At 56.8% G+C, this 18,561-nt stretch carries 13 protein-coding genes; 7 read left to right on the forward strand and 6 right to left on the reverse strand.

Going from position 1 to position 18,561, the window contains the following annotated elements; translation table 11 throughout:
- The first annotated feature begins 26 nt into the window (after nucleotides 1-26).
- The gene (locus ACQKEK_RS11735; RefSeq protein ID WP_499142740.1) at nucleotides 27-1,577 is read left to right on the forward strand and encodes a lytic transglycosylase domain-containing protein; all 1,551 of its coding nucleotides are present in this window, start codon (nucleotides 27-29) and stop codon (nucleotides 1,575-1,577) included.
- 32 nt (nucleotides 1,578-1,609) lie between these two features.
- On the opposite strand, the gene ACQKEK_RS11740 is transcribed toward ACQKEK_RS11735, so the two are convergent.
- On the reverse strand, nucleotides 1,610-3,052 hold the full coding sequence (locus ACQKEK_RS11740) for an HDOD domain-containing protein (RefSeq protein ID WP_499142742.1): 1,443 nt from the start codon (nucleotides 3,050-3,052) through the stop codon (nucleotides 1,610-1,612).
- Between the two features lie 141 nt (nucleotides 3,053-3,193).
- Between ACQKEK_RS11740 and ACQKEK_RS11745 the strand changes: the two genes are divergently transcribed.
- From ACQKEK_RS11745 to fabI, 6 genes are read left to right on the forward strand one after another with little or no spacing between them, the layout of a single operon-like run.
- A complete protein-coding gene (locus tag ACQKEK_RS11745) occupies nucleotides 3,194-5,026 on the forward strand; it encodes an extracellular solute-binding protein (RefSeq protein WP_499142950.1) in 1,833 nt (610 codons plus the stop codon).
- Entirely contained in the window at nucleotides 5,023-6,900 is a 1,878-nt protein-coding gene (locus ACQKEK_RS11750) for an extracellular solute-binding protein (RefSeq protein ID WP_499142744.1), read from the forward strand. Before ACQKEK_RS11745 ends, ACQKEK_RS11750 begins: the two co-directional genes overlap by 4 nt.
- A 2-nt stretch (nucleotides 6,901-6,902) precedes the next feature.
- On the forward strand, nucleotides 6,903-7,976 hold the full coding sequence (locus tag ACQKEK_RS11755) for a microcin C ABC transporter permease YejB (protein WP_045427631.1): 1,074 nt from the start codon (nucleotides 6,903-6,905) through the stop codon (nucleotides 7,974-7,976).
- 1 nt (nucleotide 7,977) lies between these two features.
- Entirely contained in the window at nucleotides 7,978-8,997 is a 1,020-nt protein-coding gene (locus ACQKEK_RS11760) for an ABC transporter permease (protein WP_499142745.1), read from the forward strand.
- Nucleotide 8,998: 1 nt separating this feature from the next.
- Complete coding sequence (locus ACQKEK_RS11765; protein ID WP_046161190.1) at nucleotides 8,999-10,648, forward strand: ABC transporter ATP-binding protein; 1,650 nt, start codon at nucleotides 8,999-9,001, stop codon at nucleotides 10,646-10,648.
- Nucleotides 10,629-11,423, forward strand: a complete 795-nt coding sequence (fabI, locus tag ACQKEK_RS11770; protein WP_045427639.1) for an enoyl-ACP reductase FabI — start codon at nucleotides 10,629-10,631, stop codon at nucleotides 11,421-11,423. Before ACQKEK_RS11765 ends, fabI begins: the two co-directional genes overlap by 20 nt.
- 62 nt (nucleotides 11,424-11,485) lie before the next feature.
- On the opposite strand, the gene ACQKEK_RS11775 is transcribed toward fabI, so the two are convergent.
- From ACQKEK_RS11775 to clpP, 5 genes are all read right to left on the reverse strand, one after another.
- Nucleotides 11,486-13,339, reverse strand: a complete 1,854-nt coding sequence (locus ACQKEK_RS11775; RefSeq protein WP_499142747.1) for a SurA N-terminal domain-containing protein — start codon at nucleotides 13,337-13,339, stop codon at nucleotides 11,486-11,488.
- A 207-nt stretch (nucleotides 13,340-13,546) separates the two neighbouring features.
- Nucleotides 13,547-13,819: a nucleoid-associated protein HU-beta gene (gene hupB, locus ACQKEK_RS11780; protein ID WP_019339231.1), complete on the reverse strand. Its 273-nt coding sequence runs from the start codon at nucleotides 13,817-13,819 to the stop codon at nucleotides 13,547-13,549.
- Between the two features lie 133 nt (nucleotides 13,820-13,952).
- Nucleotides 13,953-16,349: an endopeptidase La gene (gene lon, locus ACQKEK_RS11785; protein WP_499142748.1), complete on the reverse strand. Its 2,397-nt coding sequence runs from the start codon at nucleotides 16,347-16,349 to the stop codon at nucleotides 13,953-13,955.
- A gap of 133 nt (nucleotides 16,350-16,482) precedes the next feature.
- Complete coding sequence (gene clpX / locus ACQKEK_RS11790) at nucleotides 16,483-17,763, reverse strand: ATP-dependent Clp protease ATP-binding subunit ClpX (RefSeq protein WP_045427644.1); 1,281 nt, start codon at nucleotides 17,761-17,763, stop codon at nucleotides 16,483-16,485.
- A 118-nt stretch (nucleotides 17,764-17,881) separates the two neighbouring features.
- Entirely contained in the window at nucleotides 17,882-18,520 is a 639-nt protein-coding gene (clpP, locus tag ACQKEK_RS11795) for an ATP-dependent Clp endopeptidase proteolytic subunit ClpP (RefSeq protein WP_216706838.1), read from the reverse strand.
- Between the last annotated feature and the right edge of the window lie 41 nt (nucleotides 18,521-18,561).

Genomic DNA, 18,561 nt, shown 5'->3' on the forward strand with positions numbered 1-18,561 from the left:
TTTGCGCCTAGGGAGCCCATCAGCCAATGCCGTCTGACTCTACGAACAGCCCACAGCCGGACGCCTTGGCAGCCTCCGGCCGGGCCCTGGCGCTAGCAATCTGTCTCGCTATAACCGGCTGCCAGAGCACCTCCTCCCGAGCCCCGACAGACAGCGATGCCCGTACCAGGCCAGTGCCGATTGTGCAGGACACCCTGTGGCTCACGGAGAAAGCGCCGGCAGAGCCAACCCATGCGGACGTATGGGATCGCATCAGGCATGGATTCAAGCTACAGGACCATCTGGAAAGCAATCCGCGCATCGAGCAACAGCGCCTCCTTTTTTCCAGCCGACCGAATTCCATCGAGATGGCAAGCGAACGCGGCAGCCCGTACATCCACTACATCGTCGAACAACTCGAAGAGCGAGATATGCCCCTCGAGCTGGCGCTGCTGCCCATTATTGAGAGCGCGTACAACCCGTTTGCTTATTCTCCAGCTCAGGCAGTCGGCCTTTGGCAGTTCATCCCTTCGACAGGCCGCCACTTTAATCTGCAACAGACCAGCTGGTATGACGGCAGACGCGACATCACCGCGTCTACCACCGCAGCGCTGCGCTATCTGACCTATCTGCACGGCCTGTTTAGCGACGATTGGTTGCTTGCGCTGGCTGCCTATAATGCCGGCGAGGGAACCGTCAGCCGCGCTATCGAGCGAAACCAGAAGCTCGGCCTGCCGACCGATTACTGGAATCTGCCCCTTCCTCGAGAAACTCGCGATTACGTACCAAAGCTGTTGGCACTTTCGCAGATGGTGCAAAGCCCTGATGCATACGGACTGAATCTGAACCCCATCGCTAACGAGCCCTATTTTGAAGTAGTCGCGTTGAAACAGCGCATGGAGCTCGCCAGGGTCGCAGACATGGTGGACCTGGACGAAGACGAGATCTACCAGCTGAACCCTGCGTTTACTCGGCGAATTACACTGGACGGCCCGCAGCACCTGCTGGTCCCAAGCGACAAAGCCGAGATGTTTGCGGCCAACCTTGCGCTGATGAAACCGCAGGATATGGTTGACTGGCAGCAATACAAGGTACGTCCTGGTGACACGCTGGGCGCAATCGCCAACCGGCATCGCCTATCAGTCAACATCATTCGTGACATCAATCGCCTACGCAGCGATCACCTGCAGATCGGGCAAGTGCTGAGCATTCCGCAATCAGCCGGCGCAGCACAGTCTCAGGAACTGCTCCACGCGGTTGCGAGAAGCCAGCCGGCACCGCGTAGCTACCGCGTGCGCCAAGGTGACAACCTCTGGGATATCGCCAAAGCACAGAAGGTTTCGGTCCGTGATCTGCAGCGCTGGAACAACCTGTCAGGCAGCAATCTCAAGGTCGGCCAGGCACTCTTTCTCCAGGCTGCCGGCAATAACCAGCAGACCAAACCCGCGCCGACCTATTACAAGGTCAAGAAAGGTGATTCGCTTTATGTGATCGCCAAACGCTTCAATGTTCAAATCAACAACTTGAAGACCTGGAACCCCAGAGACAGCGCGATGCTCAAACCGGGCCAGACCCTTACGCTGTACATTCCACGCTGAGCTGCCGCGCGCAAAGGTTTAGGCGGCCCTGCTCAATTGCGCTTGCTCAGTGCATCGAGACAGCGCCCGGCCAGCTGGGTAAATCGCTGAAAGGCGACAAACTGCTCGTGTTTGAGCGCTCTTCCGGAGACGCGATTATCGGCATAGAGCACGCCGATCTCACGCGTGCCCGCCACTAATGGCGCAATGAAAAACATGCCTTTTCCCAACTGTTGGCGAAGCGGCAAGCTCACCAGCTCGTCGAGGTTATAGCTTGCCGGAATGCCCATCCACAGTGGCTGACGCTGGCGCAGTACATAACTGAAGATATGCGACTGGCCTGACGGATCAACGGGCAGCACGAATTGCTCAAGCCAGGACTGAGTTTGATCACCCACTGCACACTTAGCACGGAACGACCGCTGCTGATCGGCAAGTACGGTGAGCATAACGCGCTCCAGCCCTGCGCCTTGGTGCAGCCCCTTGAGCAACGTATCGAGTATCAAACCGACATCACCTCGACTGGTGGCCATCATGCCGAGGTCCTGCATGGCCTGCTGCATCAGTAGCAGGTCAGGCTGCAAGAGGCTCGCGGCGCGCTGTGCCTGCTGCAATTGGACCTGTTCCGGGTCAGTGGACGGTATCAGCTTGCACAGTCGACTGGCGCCGAAAGTAGCCGCTACGTTCACCGCCTCGTCCGCGCTAGCAAGGACTTGCTGCATCGCATCCGCTTCAGAGATGCCGCTGAAATCGGCCAACTCCTTGACCAGCCCTTCCATTTCCGGGCAGCCCCACCCATTCAAGGCCGCTGCGCCAATGCGAACCCCCAGGCTTACGGAGTGCACTGCGGGGTCCCGCAGATTCCCCGCCCCATGAGCGAAGCTGGCCAACTCACCGATATTCCAGCTCTTGATCAGCCCCAGGTTAAGCTGGCGAAAACTCGTACCAAGCACCTGTTCGACGGCTTGATCGTGGTCCGTGCCGGCCGCCAAGGCATCACCCAACTCATCGGCCTGCTGGCCACCGCAGCCCCAGAACGCGAGCTCGCCCACTTCGTGCAGCAACGCGGCGATGAAAACCTCTTCCTCATGCTTGGTCAGAACGTAGCCGGCAATGTTGCGTGCCTGCACCGCCGCATGAAAGGACCGGGCGAGCAATTCCTGCAGTTGCTGTCGCGGCGTACGATCCAGCAAACCGTCGATCAGGCTGACCGAAAGACTGATCAACCGGACGTTATCGAAGCCGATCATGACGATGGCTCGAGAGATGGTCTTGATCGTTTCCTGGGACGGGTTGTAATAACTGCTATTGCCAACCCGAAGCACCTTCGACGTCAGGGCTGCATCGCGCAGGAGCACGTCCGCTAGCTGCTGGACGGACGCATGCTCTTGCTCGGTGATCCGCTGAAGGTCCTGCACGACCGCCGCCAACGCAGGCAGTTCGGATTGGTTCAGGCGGTCTATCCACGCCTGCAGACCGTAACTGGTTTCACTCAAAATTTGAGACCTCACCCAAGGATCGGGCGGCTGAAGGGAAAGGCAGTTTGCCCAGATGGCCGGCCTTTTTCCAGCGGATACAAGCTGTTACTGTAGCCGGCCGAAAAGACCGAAAGCGCCATGGATCGGATTCACCGTTTGATGCGACCCATCCTATTACTGTTGAGCTGTCTGGGACTGAGCTTTCCGTCGTTCGCCACCATCAGCGAAAGCCACGGTTATGCGCAGTTCGGCACCCTTAAATATGCGGAAGACTTTACTCATTTCGATTGGGTGAACCCCGATGCGCCTAAGGGTGGCAACGTGCGGCTGATGGCTTCCGGCACGTTTGACACGCTGAATCCTTACACATTCAAGGGAACCAGCCCAACCGCAACACCTGGCTTCTTCCAGTATGGCGTCTCTGAACTGAACGAGCCGCTGATGGTTGGGACAGGCGTCTATGATCCATCAGGCGACGAACCCGCTTCAGCATACGGCCTGATCGCCGAGACCATCGAGTACAGCGACAACCATAGTTGGGTGGTTTTCAACCTGCGCGACTCGGCGCGCTTTCACGACGGTCGCCCGATCACGGCTTACGACGTTGCATTTTCTTATCGGCTGTTGATCAAAGATGGTCACCCACGCTACCGCACCGATCTGCAGGGCGTTGATCGCGTCGACATACTTAATCGCCATCGCATTCGTTTCGTGTTCGACAAACCGGGCCAGCCATTGCTGATTATGCGCCTGGGTGAATTGCCGGTGCTGCCGCAACACTATTGGAAGGACCGGGATTTCCGCGCAACCACGTTCGAGCCACCACTGGGCAGTGGCCCTTACAGAATCAGCGATGTTCAGCCAGGACGACGCGTCACCTTCGAGAAAGTGAAGAACTGGTGGGGTAGCGATCTCCCCGCCAACCGCGGAAAGTACAACTTCAATCGTGTCGACGTGGAGTTCTATCGCGACACGACTGTTGCCTTCGAAGCCTTCAAGGTCGGTGAGTTCGACTACTACATCGAGCACCAGGCAAAAAACTGGGCCAATGGCTATCAATTCCCTGCGGTTCTGCGCGGTGACGTGATTCGCGCAGAGATTCCACACGAAATCCCTACCCAGACCCAGGCAATGTTCATGAACGCGCGTCGTTCGACCTTTGCCGACATCAGGGTACGGCAGGCTTTGGGCATGCTGTTCGACTTCGAGTGGACTAACCGCGCCCTGTTCTATGGGGCCTACCAGCGCAGCGAAAGCTACTATCCGAACAGCGTGTTCTCCGCGACCGGGACACCAGAAGGTGGGGAATGGCTCCTGCTCTCGCCATTCAGGGAGCAACTCCCGGCGCAGCTCTTCACCGAGCCATTCAAATTACCGAAAACGGACGGGCGCGGAATTCCACGCGACACTTTACGCAAGGCGCTGGCTTTGCTCGGGGACGCCGGCTGGAAGCTGACCCCCGACGGCCTTCGCGACAAGGCGGGGCGTCCATTCAGGTTCGAGATTCTGCTGGTCAATCCGGGGCTCGAGCGAATACTTCAGCCGTATGTGGAGAACCTGTCGCGAATTGGCATATCAGCCCGTCTGCGAACTGTCGATGGCGCGCAGTACAAGCAGCGGCTTGATCAATATGACTACGACATGATCTTGACCACGCTGGGGCAGAGTCTCAGCCCTGGGCTGGAACAGTGGCTGTACTTCCATTCGACCCAGGTGAACGTAAAGGGCGGTCGCAACTACGCCGGCGTCGCCAACCCCATCGTCGACACAATGATCGAGAAACTGCTTGCGGCGAAGACCCGGGACGAGCAGATAGCCGCCACACGCGCTATCGACCGCGTTCTGCTCTGGAATCACTACACCATCCCCAATTGGTACATCAGTTACCACCGTCTGGCATACCGTAATCGGTTTGCCCACGTCACCACACCGCCCTACACGCTGGGATTACGCGCGTGGTGGTTGAAGGACCTGGAGGAGAAGGCTCAATGACAAGCAACATACGTCGGGTGTTTCTACAAGCGGGCACCTTCGCCCTGCTCTCGCTCACGGGCCTGGCCGAAGCGGCACCGCAGCATGCGCTGACCCTGTATGGCGAGCAGCCCAAATATCCGTCTGACTTTTCTCATTTCGAGTATGTCAATCCGGACGCCCCCAAAGGCGGAACGCTGCGCCAGGCAGGTTTCGGCAGTTTTGATTCCCTCAACCCGTTCATCAACAAAGGCGTAGCTGCGGATGATATAGGCCTCGTCTATGACACGCTGACGACTAACAGCCTTGACGAGCCCTTCACGGTTTATGGCCTGCTCGCAGAAAAGATCGAGAAAGGGCCAAACAATGAGTGGGTGCGTTTCTACCTGCGGCCCGAGGCGAAGTTTCATGACGGCGAGCCGGTTGAAGCTGAGGACGTCGTGTTCACTTTCGAAACACTGATCAGCAAGGGCGCGCCGCATTACCGTGGCTACTACGCTGACGTCGAAAAAGCCGTGATAGAAGGCCCGCGTCGCGTCCGGTTCGATTTCAAGCACGCCGGGAATCGAGAGCTGCCACTGATCCTTGGGCAGCTCCCCGTCCTGCCGAAGCATTGGTGGGCAGACAAAGACTTCGCCGCCGGCAGTATGGAAGCCCCGTTGGGCAGCGGCCCCTATCGCATCGAGCGGGCAGAAGCGGGTCGCTCAGTCCGTTATGCCCGCGTCGAAGATTACTGGGGCGAGAACCTCGCGGTGAACCGAGGTTTCTATAACTTTGATCACGTCAACATCGATTACTACCGCGATAACACCGTAGCGCTCCAGGCCTTCAAGGCAGGACACTTCGATTATTGGCTGGAGACGAGCGCGAAGAACTGGGCCACTGCCTATGATATCGAGGCCGTCAAAGACGGGCGTATCCTCAAGGAGGAGATCGCCAATCACAATCCCCAAGGCATGCAGGGATTCATATTCAACACCCGCAGGGACCGATTGCAGGATCCCAGGGTTCGAGAAGCCCTGGCGCTGCTCTTCGATTTCGAATGGACAAATCGCCAATTATTCAATGGTGCCTACACACGCACCACCAGCTATTTCGATAACTCCGAGCTGGCGTCCTCGGGCCTGCCCAGTGAGCAGGAGTTGAGCATCCTCGAACCACTACGCGGCAAAATTCCGGATCAGGTATTCGAAAAACCTTTCGAACTGCCACAAACCAACGCCGATGGCATCATCCGAGCACAGCAGCGCCGGGCCTACGAGCTGCTTACGGCAGCCGGCTGGAAGATTGAAAACGACCAGATGGTGGACGCCAAGGGCAAGCCGGTCAAACTCGAGTTTCTGTTAGTGCAAGCAGACTTCGAGCGCGTACTGCTGCCCTACAAGCGTAACCTCGCCAGTCTGGGCATTGACCTTGAGCTCCGCCGCGTCGACGTATCGCAATACATCAACCGGCTGCGTTCACGTGACTACGACATGATTGTCAGCGGGTTCGGCCAGTCGAGCTCGCCAGGCAATGAGCAACGTGAATACTGGCATTCGGCGAGTGCCGATAATCCGGGAAGCCGCAATTACATCGGGCTGAAAGACCCCGCCATTGATGTGCTAGTCGAAAAGCTGATTGCCGCTGACTCGCGGGACGAGTTGATTACACGTACTCGTGCGCTGGACCGTGTATTGCTCGCAGGTCACTACGTAATTCCTAACTGGCACATCAAGACCTGGCGTGTCGCATACTGGAACCATCTCGCACACCCGGAAATAACGCCACGTTACGATGTCGCCCTGATGACCTGGTGGAACAAGCCAGACGTAGACAAGCCCGAGCCGGAACCGCTTGAAGACAAGCCAGCGACCGAAACTGATACCAGCGTCACCCGTGCGACGGAACAATAGGCATGCTCGCGTACATTTTCCGGCGCCTACTACTGATCATCCCAACTCTGTTCGGCATCCTGCTGATCAATTTCATCATCATTCAGGCCGCACCCGGCGGCCCTGTCGAACAGGCGATTGCCAAGCTGGAGGGTTTCGAAGGCGCAACCAGCCGGATCGCCGGCGGAGGGTCCGAAGTCGCGACTGGGAGCAACAGCTATCGAGGCGGGCAAGGCCTGGACCCTGACCTGATTGCCGAAATCGAACGCCTGTACGGCTTCGACAAGCCGGCACCAGAACGCTTCTGGATCATGCTCAGCAACTACCTGCGGCTGGATTTCGGCGAAAGCTTTTTCCGCGATGCCAGTGTGACCGATCTGATTATCGAAAAAATGCCGGTGTCGATCTCGCTGGGGCTATGGAGCACGCTCATCATGTACCTGGCATCGATCCCGCTGGGGATCGCCAAGGCAACTCGACATGGCAGTGCATTCGACGTCTGGACCAGTTCGGCCATCATCATTGGCTATGCAATACCTGCTTTCCTGTTCGCCATCCTGCTGATCGTGCTGTTCGCTGGAGGCAGTTATTGGAACTGGTTCCCACTGAGGGGGCTGACCTCCGGAAACTTCGAAGAGCTTTCGCTCACCGGCAAGATCATCGACTACTTCTGGCATCTTGCGCTTCCCGTTACGGCATTGGTGATCGGAAATTTCGCGACGCTCACCTTGCTGACGAAAAACAGCTTCCTCGATGAAATAAACAAGCAGTACGTCATCACAGCACGCGCTAAAGGCTTGAGCAAAAATCGCGTGCTGTATGGCCACGTGTTCCGTAACGCAATGCTGATCATCATTGCTGGCTTCCCCTCGGCATTTATCGGCATGTTTTTCACCGGTTCACTGCTGATCGAGGTCATTTTCTCGCTAGACGGCCTTGGCCTGCTTAGTTTCGAGGCAGCCATCAATCGTGATTATCCCGTCGTGTTCGGCACGCTTTTTCTCTTCACCTTGCTCGGCCTGGTAGTCAAGCTCATCGGCGACCTGACCTACACGCTCGTCGATCCCCGAATCGACTTCGAAAGCAGGGAGGCTTGAGATGAAGCTGTCGCCGCTGAACCAGCGCCGGTTCGCCCTGTTCAAGGCCCACAAGCGCGGCTGGTGGTCACTGTGGATCTTTCTGACCCTGTTCGTACTCAGCCTGGGCGCCGAACTGATCGCCAACGACAAGCCGATCCTGGTTCGTTTCGATGGCGACTGGTATGTCCCGGTATTCAAACGCTATCCGGAGACGGTGTTCGGTGGCGAGTTTCCGCTACAGGCCAACTACAAAGGCCCTTACATTCAGGAACTGATCGAAAAGAAGGACGGCTGGATGCTCTGGCCACCAATTCCTTTTCACCATTCGAGCATCAACTACGACCTGCAAGTACCCGCCCCCGCACCGCCATCCTGGGAGAACTGGCTGGGGACCGATGACCAGGGGCGAGATGTGCTCGCAAGAGTCATTTATGGATTTCGTATTTCGGTTTTGTTTGCATTGACCCTGACGCTTATCAGCTCGGTGATCGGCGTAATTGCCGGCGCGCTGCAGGGTTTCTACGGCGGCTGGGTCGACCTCGTTGGTCAGCGAGTCCTGGAAATATGGTCCGGCCTGCCGGTGCTCTATCTGCTGATCATCCTTGCAAGCTTTGTGCAGCCGAACTTCTGGTGGCTGCTCGGCATCATGCTGTTGTTCTCCTGGATGAGCCTGGTCGATGTAGTTCGGGCTGAGTTCCTACGCGGCCGTAATCTCGAATACGTACGGGCAGCACGCGCCCTGGGCATGCGCAACGGCGCAATCATGTTCCGCCACATTCTGCCCAACGCGATGGTGTCGACCATGACCTTCATGCCATTCATCCTCACCGGAGCGATCGGCACCCTGACCGCCTTGGATTTCCTCGGCTTCGGCTTGCCACCTGGCGCCCCTTCGCTGGGTGAGCTGGTCGCACAAGGCAAGGCAAATCTGCAGGCGCCGTGGCTGGGCATCAGTGCATTCATGGTGCTAGCCGTCATGCTGACCCTCCTCGTGTTTATCGGAGAGGCTGCTCGCGATGCTTTCGACCCAAGGAAATAGCATGACCGAGAACCTTATCGAGGTCCGCGATCTGGCCGTCGAGTTCGTCACGAATGGTCAGGCCCAGCGCGTGGTGACGGGCGTGAGCTTCGATATCCGCAAAGGCGAGACGCTGGCTCTGGTTGGCGAAAGCGGATCCGGCAAATCCGTCACGGCGCACTCGATCCTGCGGCTGCTGCCCTACCCCCTCGCACAGCATCCGGTAGGAGAAATTCGCTACGGTGGTGAGGACTTGCTCAAAGCGAGCGAGAAACGCATGCGTGGCATACGCGGCGACCGCATCGCCATGGTGTTCCAAGAGCCGATGACCTCGCTGAACCCGCTGCACACCATTGGCAAGCAGATCAATGAGGTGCTGCAAATTCACAAGGGGCTCAACGGCAAGGCAGCTACAGCACGTACCCTTGAGCTGCTTGAGCTGGTTGGTATACCCGAACCCACCAAGCGAATCCGAGCCTACCCTCACGAACTTTCGGGCGGCCAGCGCCAGCGCGTCGTAATCGCCATGGCTCTGGCAAACGAACCCGAGTTACTGATCGCCGACGAACCCACCACTGCACTGGACGTCACAGTGCAACTGAAAATACTCGAGCTGCTCAAAGAGCTGCAGGCCCGACTAGGCATGGCTCTGCTGCTGATCAGTCACGACCTGAACCTGGTTCGCCGAATCGCTCACCATGTATGTGTCATGAAGAGCGGTTGTGTCGTCGAACAGGCACCTTGCGAGGAATTGTTCCGATCACCGCAGCATCCCTATACACGGGAACTGCTCGGGGCAGAACCTAGCGGCGGACCGGTGCCGGTTGAGCCCTCGTCGCCAACACTGCTGGAAGTGAATGATCTGCGGGTCTGGTTCCCAATCAAAAAGGGGCTTTTCAGGCACACCGTGGACCATATCAAGGCAGTCGATGGCGTCACGTTCAACCTGCCGAAAGGTCAGACGCTGGGCATTGTCGGCGAAAGCGGCTCGGGGAAATCCACGCTGGGTTTGGCTATTCTGCGTCTGCTTTCGAGCAGCGGCGAAATCCGCTTCCAGGGCCATGCGCTTGAGGCAATGTCACAACGGGCGGTACGTCCATTGCGCCGGCAAATGCAGGTCGTGTTTCAGGATCCTTTCGGCAGTCTGAGCCCTCGCATGTCGGTGGGGCAGATCGTTGGAGAGGGGCTCAGTATCCATGGCTTGGGTTCGGCCGAGGAGCAAGCGCAAGCAATCATCGATGCACTGGTCGAGGTTGGACTCGACCCAGAAAGTCGGCACCGTTACCCCCATGAGTTTTCGGGAGGCCAACGGCAGCGAATCGCCATTGCCAGGGCCTTGGTCCTCAAGCCTGATCTGATCCTGCTTGATGAACCAACCTCGGCATTGGATCGAACCGTACAGCGGCAAGTAGTCGAGCTACTGCGCTCACTTCAGGCCAAGTACAACCTGACCTACCTGTTCATAAGCCACGACTTGGCAGTGGTCCGGGCGCTGAGCCATCAGATGATGGTGGTCAAGCAAGGTAAGGTCGTTGAGCAGGGAATGGCAGAAGCAATCTTCGCCGCTCCCCAACATCCATATACACAACAGTTACTGGAATCAGCGTTCATGGTCCCAGCTACTGATGAACAACCAGAAGAGGGACAAGCACATGGGTTTTCTAACCGGTAAGCGCGTATTGATCGTCGGCGTCGCCAGCAAGCTGTCGATTGCCTCCGGAATCGCCGCGGCCATGCATCGTGAGGGCGCCGAGCTGGCTTTCACCTATCAAAATGAAAAGCTCAAGGGCCGCGTCGAGGAGTTCGCTGCTGGCTGGGGCTCGGGTCCGGAGTTGTGCTTTCCTTGTGATGTCGCCAGCGACGACGAGATCGTCAAGGTATTCGAAGAGCTCGGCAAGAAGTGGGACGGTCTGGACGGTATCGTTCACTCAGTCGGTTTTGCTCCGGGCGATCAGCTCGACGGCGACTTCACCGAGGTCACTACACGTGACGGCTTCCGCATCGCCCATGACATCAGCGCCTACAGTCTCGTCGCGCTGGCCAAGGCTGGACGTCCGATGATGAAGGGTCGCAATGGCAGCATCCTCACGCTCTCGTACCTCGGTGCTGAACGCACCATGCCCAACTACAACGTAATGGGCATGGCCAAGGCCAGTCTCGAGGCAGGTGTTCGCTACCTCGCCGGCAGCCTGGGCCCAGAGGGCACTCGCGTAAACGCAGTGTCCGCTGGCCCAATCCGTACGCTGGCAGCCTCTGGGATCAAGAGCTTCCGCAAGATGCTGGCGGCCAACGAAAAGCAGACGCCGCTACGCCGCAATGTCACCATTGACGAGGTCGGCAATGCGGGTGCCTTCCTCTGTTCAGATCTGGCTTCCGGTATTAGTGGCGAAATTCTCTATGTCGACGGTGGTTTCAACACCACTGCGATGGGCGCAATGGAAGACTGATCCACCCGGCGCTATAAAAAAACCCGCATATGGATGCGGGTTTTTTTTGCGCTAGGACTTGCTCAGAAGGTCTCGATCTCAGCGTCCGCATGGAGCATCTGACGGTAGGCAGCGAAATCTTGCTGGCCACTCCGCGACGCCAGGAAACGACGATAGTTCTGCTTGTCTTCCTGCGAGAGCTCCGCTTTGGGCTCGCTTACACCGCTCAGACGAACCACTACGAGATCTCCGTCGGGCATTCGAACACTGCTGTAGCTCGGCTTGTCGCCTTCCACCGGTTTCGGCATCCGAAACACTTGTTGTAGTACTGCCGGCTCAACCCCTTCCTGGTTGCGCGAGGCGGCTTCGACAGGCTGCCACTGCTGCTGAACCTGTCCGCCATCACGTAGTGTAGCGATCAGCTGCTCACCGGTTTCAATTGCTTGTTCTGCCGCCTTACTGCGCTTGAGTTGAGCGATGATGTCGTCCTTCACTGTATCGAAAGGCAACACTTCGGGTTTCAGGTGCTCCTTCACTCGCACAGCAACGACGGTGTCCGGATCCAGTTCGATCACACCGCTATTAGCACCGTCGATCAGAACCTCATCACTGAACGCTGCCTGGATGACCTGCCGATTCGATGCGACGTCAGCTCCACCTTCACGGCCGAACGGCTCGGTCGTCTGTACCGAAAGACCCAATTCCTGTGCCGGCTGGACAAGATCGGCAGATTCGAATGCGGTGTCCTCGAGCTGCTTGCTGGCCTCAACGAAGCGCTGCTCAACCTGTTGAGCTTTAAGTTCCCGCACCAGTTCAGGTTTTAGGCTTTCCAGTGTTGGGATCTCTGGCGACTGAACATCCAGAAGCTTGATCAAGTGCCAGCCGAAATCGGAGCGAACCGGCGCAGAGACCTGGCCCTCCTCCAAAGCGTAGAGCGCCTCCTCGAAAGCAGGGTCGTAAACTCCTGGCGCAGCAAAGCCGAGGTCCCCCCCTTCACTCGCGGATCCCGGATCTTCGGAAAGCTCCTTAGCCAGCGCTGAGAAGTCGTCGCCTGAGGCCAAACGCTTAGCGACCTCGTCAATCTTCTCCCTGGCGCTTGCATCGCCAGCCTCATCGGTCTCGATCAGAATATGCGCCGCACGGCGTTGTTCTGCCAGGTTAGCGATACGCTGCTGATACAGATCCTGCACTTCCTCCTCCGACACTTCGACCTGGTCAAAGAAGGACTCCTTGTTTAGCTCGACATACTCGACAATAACCTGCTCCGGCGAGCGAAAGCGGTCCGTATTTTGTTCATAAAATTCGCGCGCCTCGTCACTGCTGACTTCAACTGCGTCGGTATCAGCCGGCACGGTGATGGTTGCGAAATCACGCGTCTGCTGCTCAAGCCGAGCGAAAGCTTCGATCTGGTCATCCGTGACGAAACCGGAACCGGAAATGCCGGCGCGAAGTTGGCCAATCAACATTTCCTGTTCCAACAGCTCGCGGAACTGCAGCCGGTTATAACCCATTTGCTGAATTACCTGATCGAAACGCGCAGCATTAAATGTGCCGTCCACGGCAAACTCAGGAGTTTGCAGGATCAGCTGATCAAGCGCCGTTTCGGAGAAGGCGAAATCTGCATCGCGGGCACCTTGCAGCAAAAGCGCACGGTCAATGAGCGCTCGTAGTGATGACTCGCGTACCAGCTTGTCGTCCAGCATCGATGGGTCGAAGTTGCCCCCGAGCTGCTGAGCCAGTTGGCGACGCTGCATGTTCATGGCTTGGTTGAGCTCGTCCAGTGAGATCTCCTCACCGTTGACCTCAGCGGCATTTCGGCTATTACTGGCGGCATTGAAAATGGCGTCAAAGCCGGTCAAAGCCAGCAGCATCACGATGATGCCTATGATGGTTTTGGCAATCCAGCCTTGTGAGTTGTCCCTGATATTCTGAAGCATGCGTCCCCCAGGAGTCAGCTGCGCAGTCGTCGCTGCAGCGCGGGAATCCGGATAAAAAGAAAGGCGCATCCAGGGATGCGCCTTCTCGGAGCTTTTGGAGCAGCTGGGCCTAATCCCCCAAGCCCGAACGCAACAAGCAGTGCCTGTTCGAATAACCGCCCCAAGCCAGGGCCAGCGCTAACTGGCAACTGGCCGGATCGAAAACGCTTAGTTGACAGCGTCTTTCAGAGCCTTACCTGCCTTGAATCCCGGGATCTTGGCTGCAGCGATGTCGATCGGCTTGCCAGTCTGGGGATTGCGGCCAGTGCGAGCAGCGCGCTCCTTGACAGCGAAAGTACCGAAACCAACCAGCACCACGGAATCACCAGCCTTCAGAGCGCCTGTAACGGATTCAATCACTGCATCCAGCGCGCGGCCAGCAACAGCTTTCGGGATATCAGCAGATGCGGCGATAGCATCGATCAGTTCCGACTTGTTCACTCTAAGTCCCCTTATTTCTGTTGAGTCGTATCTATAATTTTTAGGTGTAAGCAAAGCGGTGCCGAAATAGCAACTACACAAAAGGCCGGCTTATATCAAGGCCACCGAAAATGTGTCAATCAAGCCTCTCGGACTAATGCGTGCTGATTCGCTCCTTGGAATCAGACTCGCGCTTGTCATCCTTTGCAACGATATCTGGAGCCGCATCGGGCAAGGGCTCCGGCGCGTATTGCAGCGCAATTTGGAGGACTTCGTCAATCCACTTGACCGGTTTAATCTGCAGGTCCTGCTTAATATTCTCAGGAATCTCTTTCAGATCACGCTGGTTTTCTTCAGGAATGATCACCGTCTTGATTCCGCCGCGGTGGGCCGCGAGCAGTTTCTCTTTCAATCCGCCAATCGCAAGCACCTGCCCCCGCAACGTGATCTCGCCGGTCATGGCAACTTCGGCCCTAACAGGAATCTGGGTCATTGCTGAAACCAACGCGGTGCACATGCCGATGCCTGCGCTAGGACCATCCTTCGGCGTAGCGCCTTCCGGGACATGGATATGAATATCCTGTTTTTCGTGGAAATCGACAGGGATGCCGAGACTCTTCGCGCGACTACGTACCACGGTTAACGCTGCTGTGATGGACTCCCCCATCACATCGCCAAGCGACCCAGTTTTGGTCAGCCGCCCCTTCCCTGGAACTACGGCTGCTTCGATGGTGAGCAACTCGCCACCAACCTGAGTCCATGCCAAGCCGGTGACCTGACCGACCTGATTTTGCAGCTCGGCAAGCCCGTAGCGGAATTTGCGAACCCCCAGGAAGTGCTCCAGCGATTCGGCTGTAACACTGACTTCAAAGCGCTTCTCTGAGGCATGCTCCTTCACCACCTTGCGGCATACCTTGGCTATCTGACGCTCCAGTCCGCGAACGCCGGCCTCGCGAGTGTAGTAACGAATGATGTCGCGAATAGCTTCATCATCGAACAGCAACTCAGTCTTTTTAAGGCCATTGGCCTGAACCTGCTTCGGGACCAGATAGCGGGTGGCAATATTGATCTTCTCGTCTTCCGTATAGCCGGGCAGACGAATGATCTCCATACGATCAAGCAGTGGCGCCGGGATGTTCATGGAGTTGGCTGTGCAAAGGAACATCACGTCTGAGAGGTCGTAGTCGACCTCGAGATAGTGATCGTTGAAGTTGTGGTTCTGCTCAGGGTCTAGCACCTCAAGCAGAGCAGACGCAGGGTCTCCGCGCATGTCGTTACCCATCTTGTCGATCTCGTCGAGCAGGAACAGCGGATTGCGCACGCCGACCTTACTCATCTTCTGGATCAACCGACCAGGCATGGAGCCGATGTACGTACGACGATGTCCACGGATCTCAGCTTCGTCCCGCACCCCACCCAGCGCCATGCGCACGAACTTGCGATTCGTCGAGCGCGCAATGGACTCGGCCAGCGAGGTCTTACCCACGCCTGGAGGACCGACCAGACACAAAACCGGACCTTTTAGTTTTTTCACACGTTTCTGCACTGCGAGGTATTCAAGAATCCGATCTTTGACCTCTTCGAGGCCGTAGTGATCGGTATCAAGCACTTCCTCAGCCTTGGCGAGATCAAGGCGAACCTTGCTGGCTGCTTTCCACGGTACGTTGACCAGCCAATCGATGTAGGTCCTGACCACGGTGGCTTCAGCCGACATCGGTGACATCTGCTTGAGTTTGTTCAGCTCGGTGGTCGCCTTGGCATAGGCGTCCTTGCTCAGGCCGGCATTCTCGATGCGCTTCTTGAGATCATCGATTTCATTGTGGCCTTCGTCGATATCGCCCAGCTCTTTTTGAATGGCCTTCATCTGCTCATTCAAATAGTACTCACGCTGACTGCGCTCCATCTGCTTCTTAACTCGGCCACGAATGCGTTTTTCCACCTGTAACAGATCGATTTCAGCATCAAGTAAGGCCAACACATGTTCGACTCGCGCCGGCAAATCGGTGATTTCGAGGATTGCCTGCTTCTGTTCGATTTTGAGCGCCATATGCGCAGCCATGGTATCGACCAGACGCGCCGGCTCGTCGATGCTGGCAAGCGAGGCAAGCACCTCGGAGGGCACCTTTTTGCCCAACTGAACATATTGCTCGAACTGGCTCAAAAGGCTGCGGGTGAAGACTTCCGCTTCACGCTCTTCGATCTCCGACTCATCGATCAGTGAGACCTCGGCCCGGCAATGGTCCTCAACGTCGAAAAACCGGTCTATGACGCCACGCTGTTCGCCTTCGACAAGCACTTTCACTGTGCCATCCGGCAGTTTCAGCAGCTGCAGCACCGTTGCGACCGTACCCACACGATAGAGCCCCTCTTCGTTCGGGTCGTCATCGGCTGGGTTCTTCTGGGCCAAGAGCAATATCTGCTTATCGCCAGCCATTGCTGCTTCAAGGGCCTCAATGGATTTTTCCCGCCCAACGAACAGCGGAATCACCATGTGCGGGTAAACCACTACGTCGCGCAGCGGCAAAAGGGGCAATTCGATGGTTGTCTTCATAAATTCAGCTCTACGACGGCCATACGGCGGTAAACGGGAAATTCATACCCTTGGCAATCAAGATGAGGGCGCGCAATGCAAAAAACAAGGAGACTGTAGAAAAGCAAAGGGGGCCGGAGGCCCCCTTGTTCTATCACGCGTCCGGCGCGGCCTTGGCAGGCGGCTCACTGTTCTCATATATGAGCAGCGGCTGAGAAGTCCCTTCGATGACGCTTTCGTCGATGACTACCTTGCTGACATCCTTCTGAGAAGGAATTTCATACATGGTATCCAGCAATACACCCTCGAGGATTGAGCGTAGTCCTCGAGCACCTGTTTTGCGCTCCAGCGCACGAGCCGCGACTGCTTTCAGTGCGTCGGCACGGAACTCCAGATCGACACCTTCAAGCTCGAAAAGCTTGCCGTATTGCTTAGTCAGGGCGTTCTTCGGCTCGGTGAGGATCTGAATCAGCGCCGCCTCGTCGAGCTCGTCGAGTGTAGCGATTACCGGCAGACGACCGACGAATTCGGGAATCAAACCAAACTTCACGAGATCATCCGGTTCAACTGAACGCAGCGACTCGCCAATTTTCTTGCCCGGCTCCGTACTGCGAACCTCTGCATTGAAGCCGATCCCGCCTTTGGTTGCACGACCCTGAATAACCTTTTCGAGTCCGGCAAACGCACCGCCGCAAATAAACAGAATGTTTCGTGTGTCCACCTGTAGGAATTCCTGCTGCGGATGCTTACGTCCACCTTGCGGTGGTACGGAGGCAACCGTGCCTTCGATCAGCTTCAGTAACGCCTGTTGCACACCTTCGCCAGAGACGTCACGGGTGATCGAGGGATTGTCCGACTTGCGCGAGATCTTATCGATCTCGTCGATATAGACGATGCCCATCTGGGCCTTCTCCACATCGTAATCACACTTTTGCAGCAGTTTTTGAATGATGTTTTCAACGTCTTCGCCCACGTAGCCAGCTTCAGTCAGCGTAGTAGCGTCAGCGATAGTGAAGGGAACATTCAACAAACGGGCCAGCGTTTCCGCAAGCAACGTCTTACCAGAACCGGTCGGTCCGATGAGCAGTATGTTGCTCTTGCCCAGCTCGACTTCTTCCTTCTTATCGCGCTGGTTGAGTCGCTTGTAATGGTTGTACACAGCCACAGCCAGGATCTTCTTGGCTCGCTCCTGACCAATTACGTACTGGTCGAGGATGCCGCTAATCTCCTTGGGTGCAGGCAGCTTTTGCGATGTGCTCTCAGCCTGTGCTTCTTGCACCTCCTCACGGATGATGTCATTGCACAGGTCGACGCACTCGTCGCAGATAAAAACCGAGGGCCCGGCAATCAACTTGCGTACTTCGTGCTGGCTTTTGCCGCAGAAAGAGCAATAGAGCAGCTTGCCGGAATCCTCGCCGTTGCGGGTGTCAGTCATTCGATCGATCCAATCGGGGAAGGCATGTAATACAAGATGAAGGCAAATGCAGGCATTTTCAAGGGTGCGCAAAGCGCACATGACGGATGCCCGCTAACTACGCCCTCCTAGACCAGCGTTAGACCGGCAGCTGCCGCTTATCATGAACTGCATCGACAACGCCATATTCCAGCGCTCGCGTAGCACTCATGAAGTAGTCACGATTGGTGTCGCGCTCGATCGTTTCCAAATCCTGGCCGGTATGGTGGGCCAGCAACTGGTTCAGCCTCTCGCGAATGAAGAGGATTTCGCGGGCATGAATATCGATATCCGACGCCTGCCCCTGAAAACCACCCAATGGCTGGTGGATCATCACTCGGGCATTTGGCAGACAGAAACGCTTGCCTTTGGCCCCGCCAGCGAGAAGGAACGCACCCATGCTGCACGCTTGACCGATACAAGTAGTAGAAACGTCAGCCTTGATAAACTGCATGGTGTCGTAGATAGCCATACCAGCAGTCACCGACCCACCAGGGGAATTGATATACAGGTGAATGTCCTTCTCAGGGTTTTCCGCCTCAAGGAATAGCATCTGCGCGACAATCAGGTTGGCCATATAGTCTTCAACCTGGCCAACCATGAAAATCACCCGCTCCTTAAGGAGACGGGAATAAATGTCATACGCCCGCTCGCCACGAGCGGACTGCTCGATGACCATCGGCACGAGGCCGCCAGCGGCCTGAATGTCTGGTGCTTGCATAAACGGATTGCCGGACATGTCCAACGATACTCCCTATGTTACGCCGCAAAGACATAAGC

Source organism: Pseudomonas sp. NPDC077408 (genome assembly GCF_050269105.1).
Taxonomy (GTDB): domain Bacteria; phylum Pseudomonadota; class Gammaproteobacteria; order Pseudomonadales; family Pseudomonadaceae; genus Stutzerimonas.

What these genes read in the sequence shown, in the direction of transcription:
- ACQKEK_RS11735 (WP_499142740.1), top strand. Translation starts at nt 27, where the DNA reads ATGCCGTCTGACTCTACGAACAGCCCACAGCCGGACGCCTTGGCAGCC.
- ACQKEK_RS11745 (WP_499142950.1), top strand. Translation starts at nt 3,194, where the DNA reads ATGCGACCCATCCTATTACTGTTGAGCTGTCTGGGACTGAGCTTTCCG.
- ACQKEK_RS11750 (WP_499142744.1), top strand. Translation starts at nt 5,023, where the DNA reads ATGACAAGCAACATACGTCGGGTGTTTCTACAAGCGGGCACCTTCGCC.
- ACQKEK_RS11755 (WP_045427631.1), top strand. Translation starts at nt 6,903, where the DNA reads ATGCTCGCGTACATTTTCCGGCGCCTACTACTGATCATCCCAACTCTG.
- ACQKEK_RS11760 (WP_499142745.1), top strand. Translation starts at nt 7,978, where the DNA reads ATGAAGCTGTCGCCGCTGAACCAGCGCCGGTTCGCCCTGTTCAAGGCC.
- ACQKEK_RS11765 (WP_046161190.1), top strand. Translation starts at nt 8,999, where the DNA reads ATGACCGAGAACCTTATCGAGGTCCGCGATCTGGCCGTCGAGTTCGTC.
- fabI (WP_045427639.1), top strand. Translation starts at nt 10,629, where the DNA reads ATGGGTTTTCTAACCGGTAAGCGCGTATTGATCGTCGGCGTCGCCAGC.
- ACQKEK_RS11775 (WP_499142747.1), bottom strand. Translation starts at nt 13,339, where the DNA reads ATGCTTCAGAATATCAGGGACAACTCACAAGGCTGGATTGCCAAAACC.
- lon (WP_499142748.1), bottom strand. Translation starts at nt 16,349, where the DNA reads ATGAAGACAACCATCGAATTGCCCCTTTTGCCGCTGCGCGACGTAGTG.
- clpX (WP_045427644.1), bottom strand. Translation starts at nt 17,763, where the DNA reads ATGACTGACACCCGCAACGGCGAGGATTCCGGCAAGCTGCTCTATTGC.
- clpP (WP_216706838.1), bottom strand. Translation starts at nt 18,520, where the DNA reads ATGTCCGGCAATCCGTTTATGCAAGCACCAGACATTCAGGCCGCTGGC.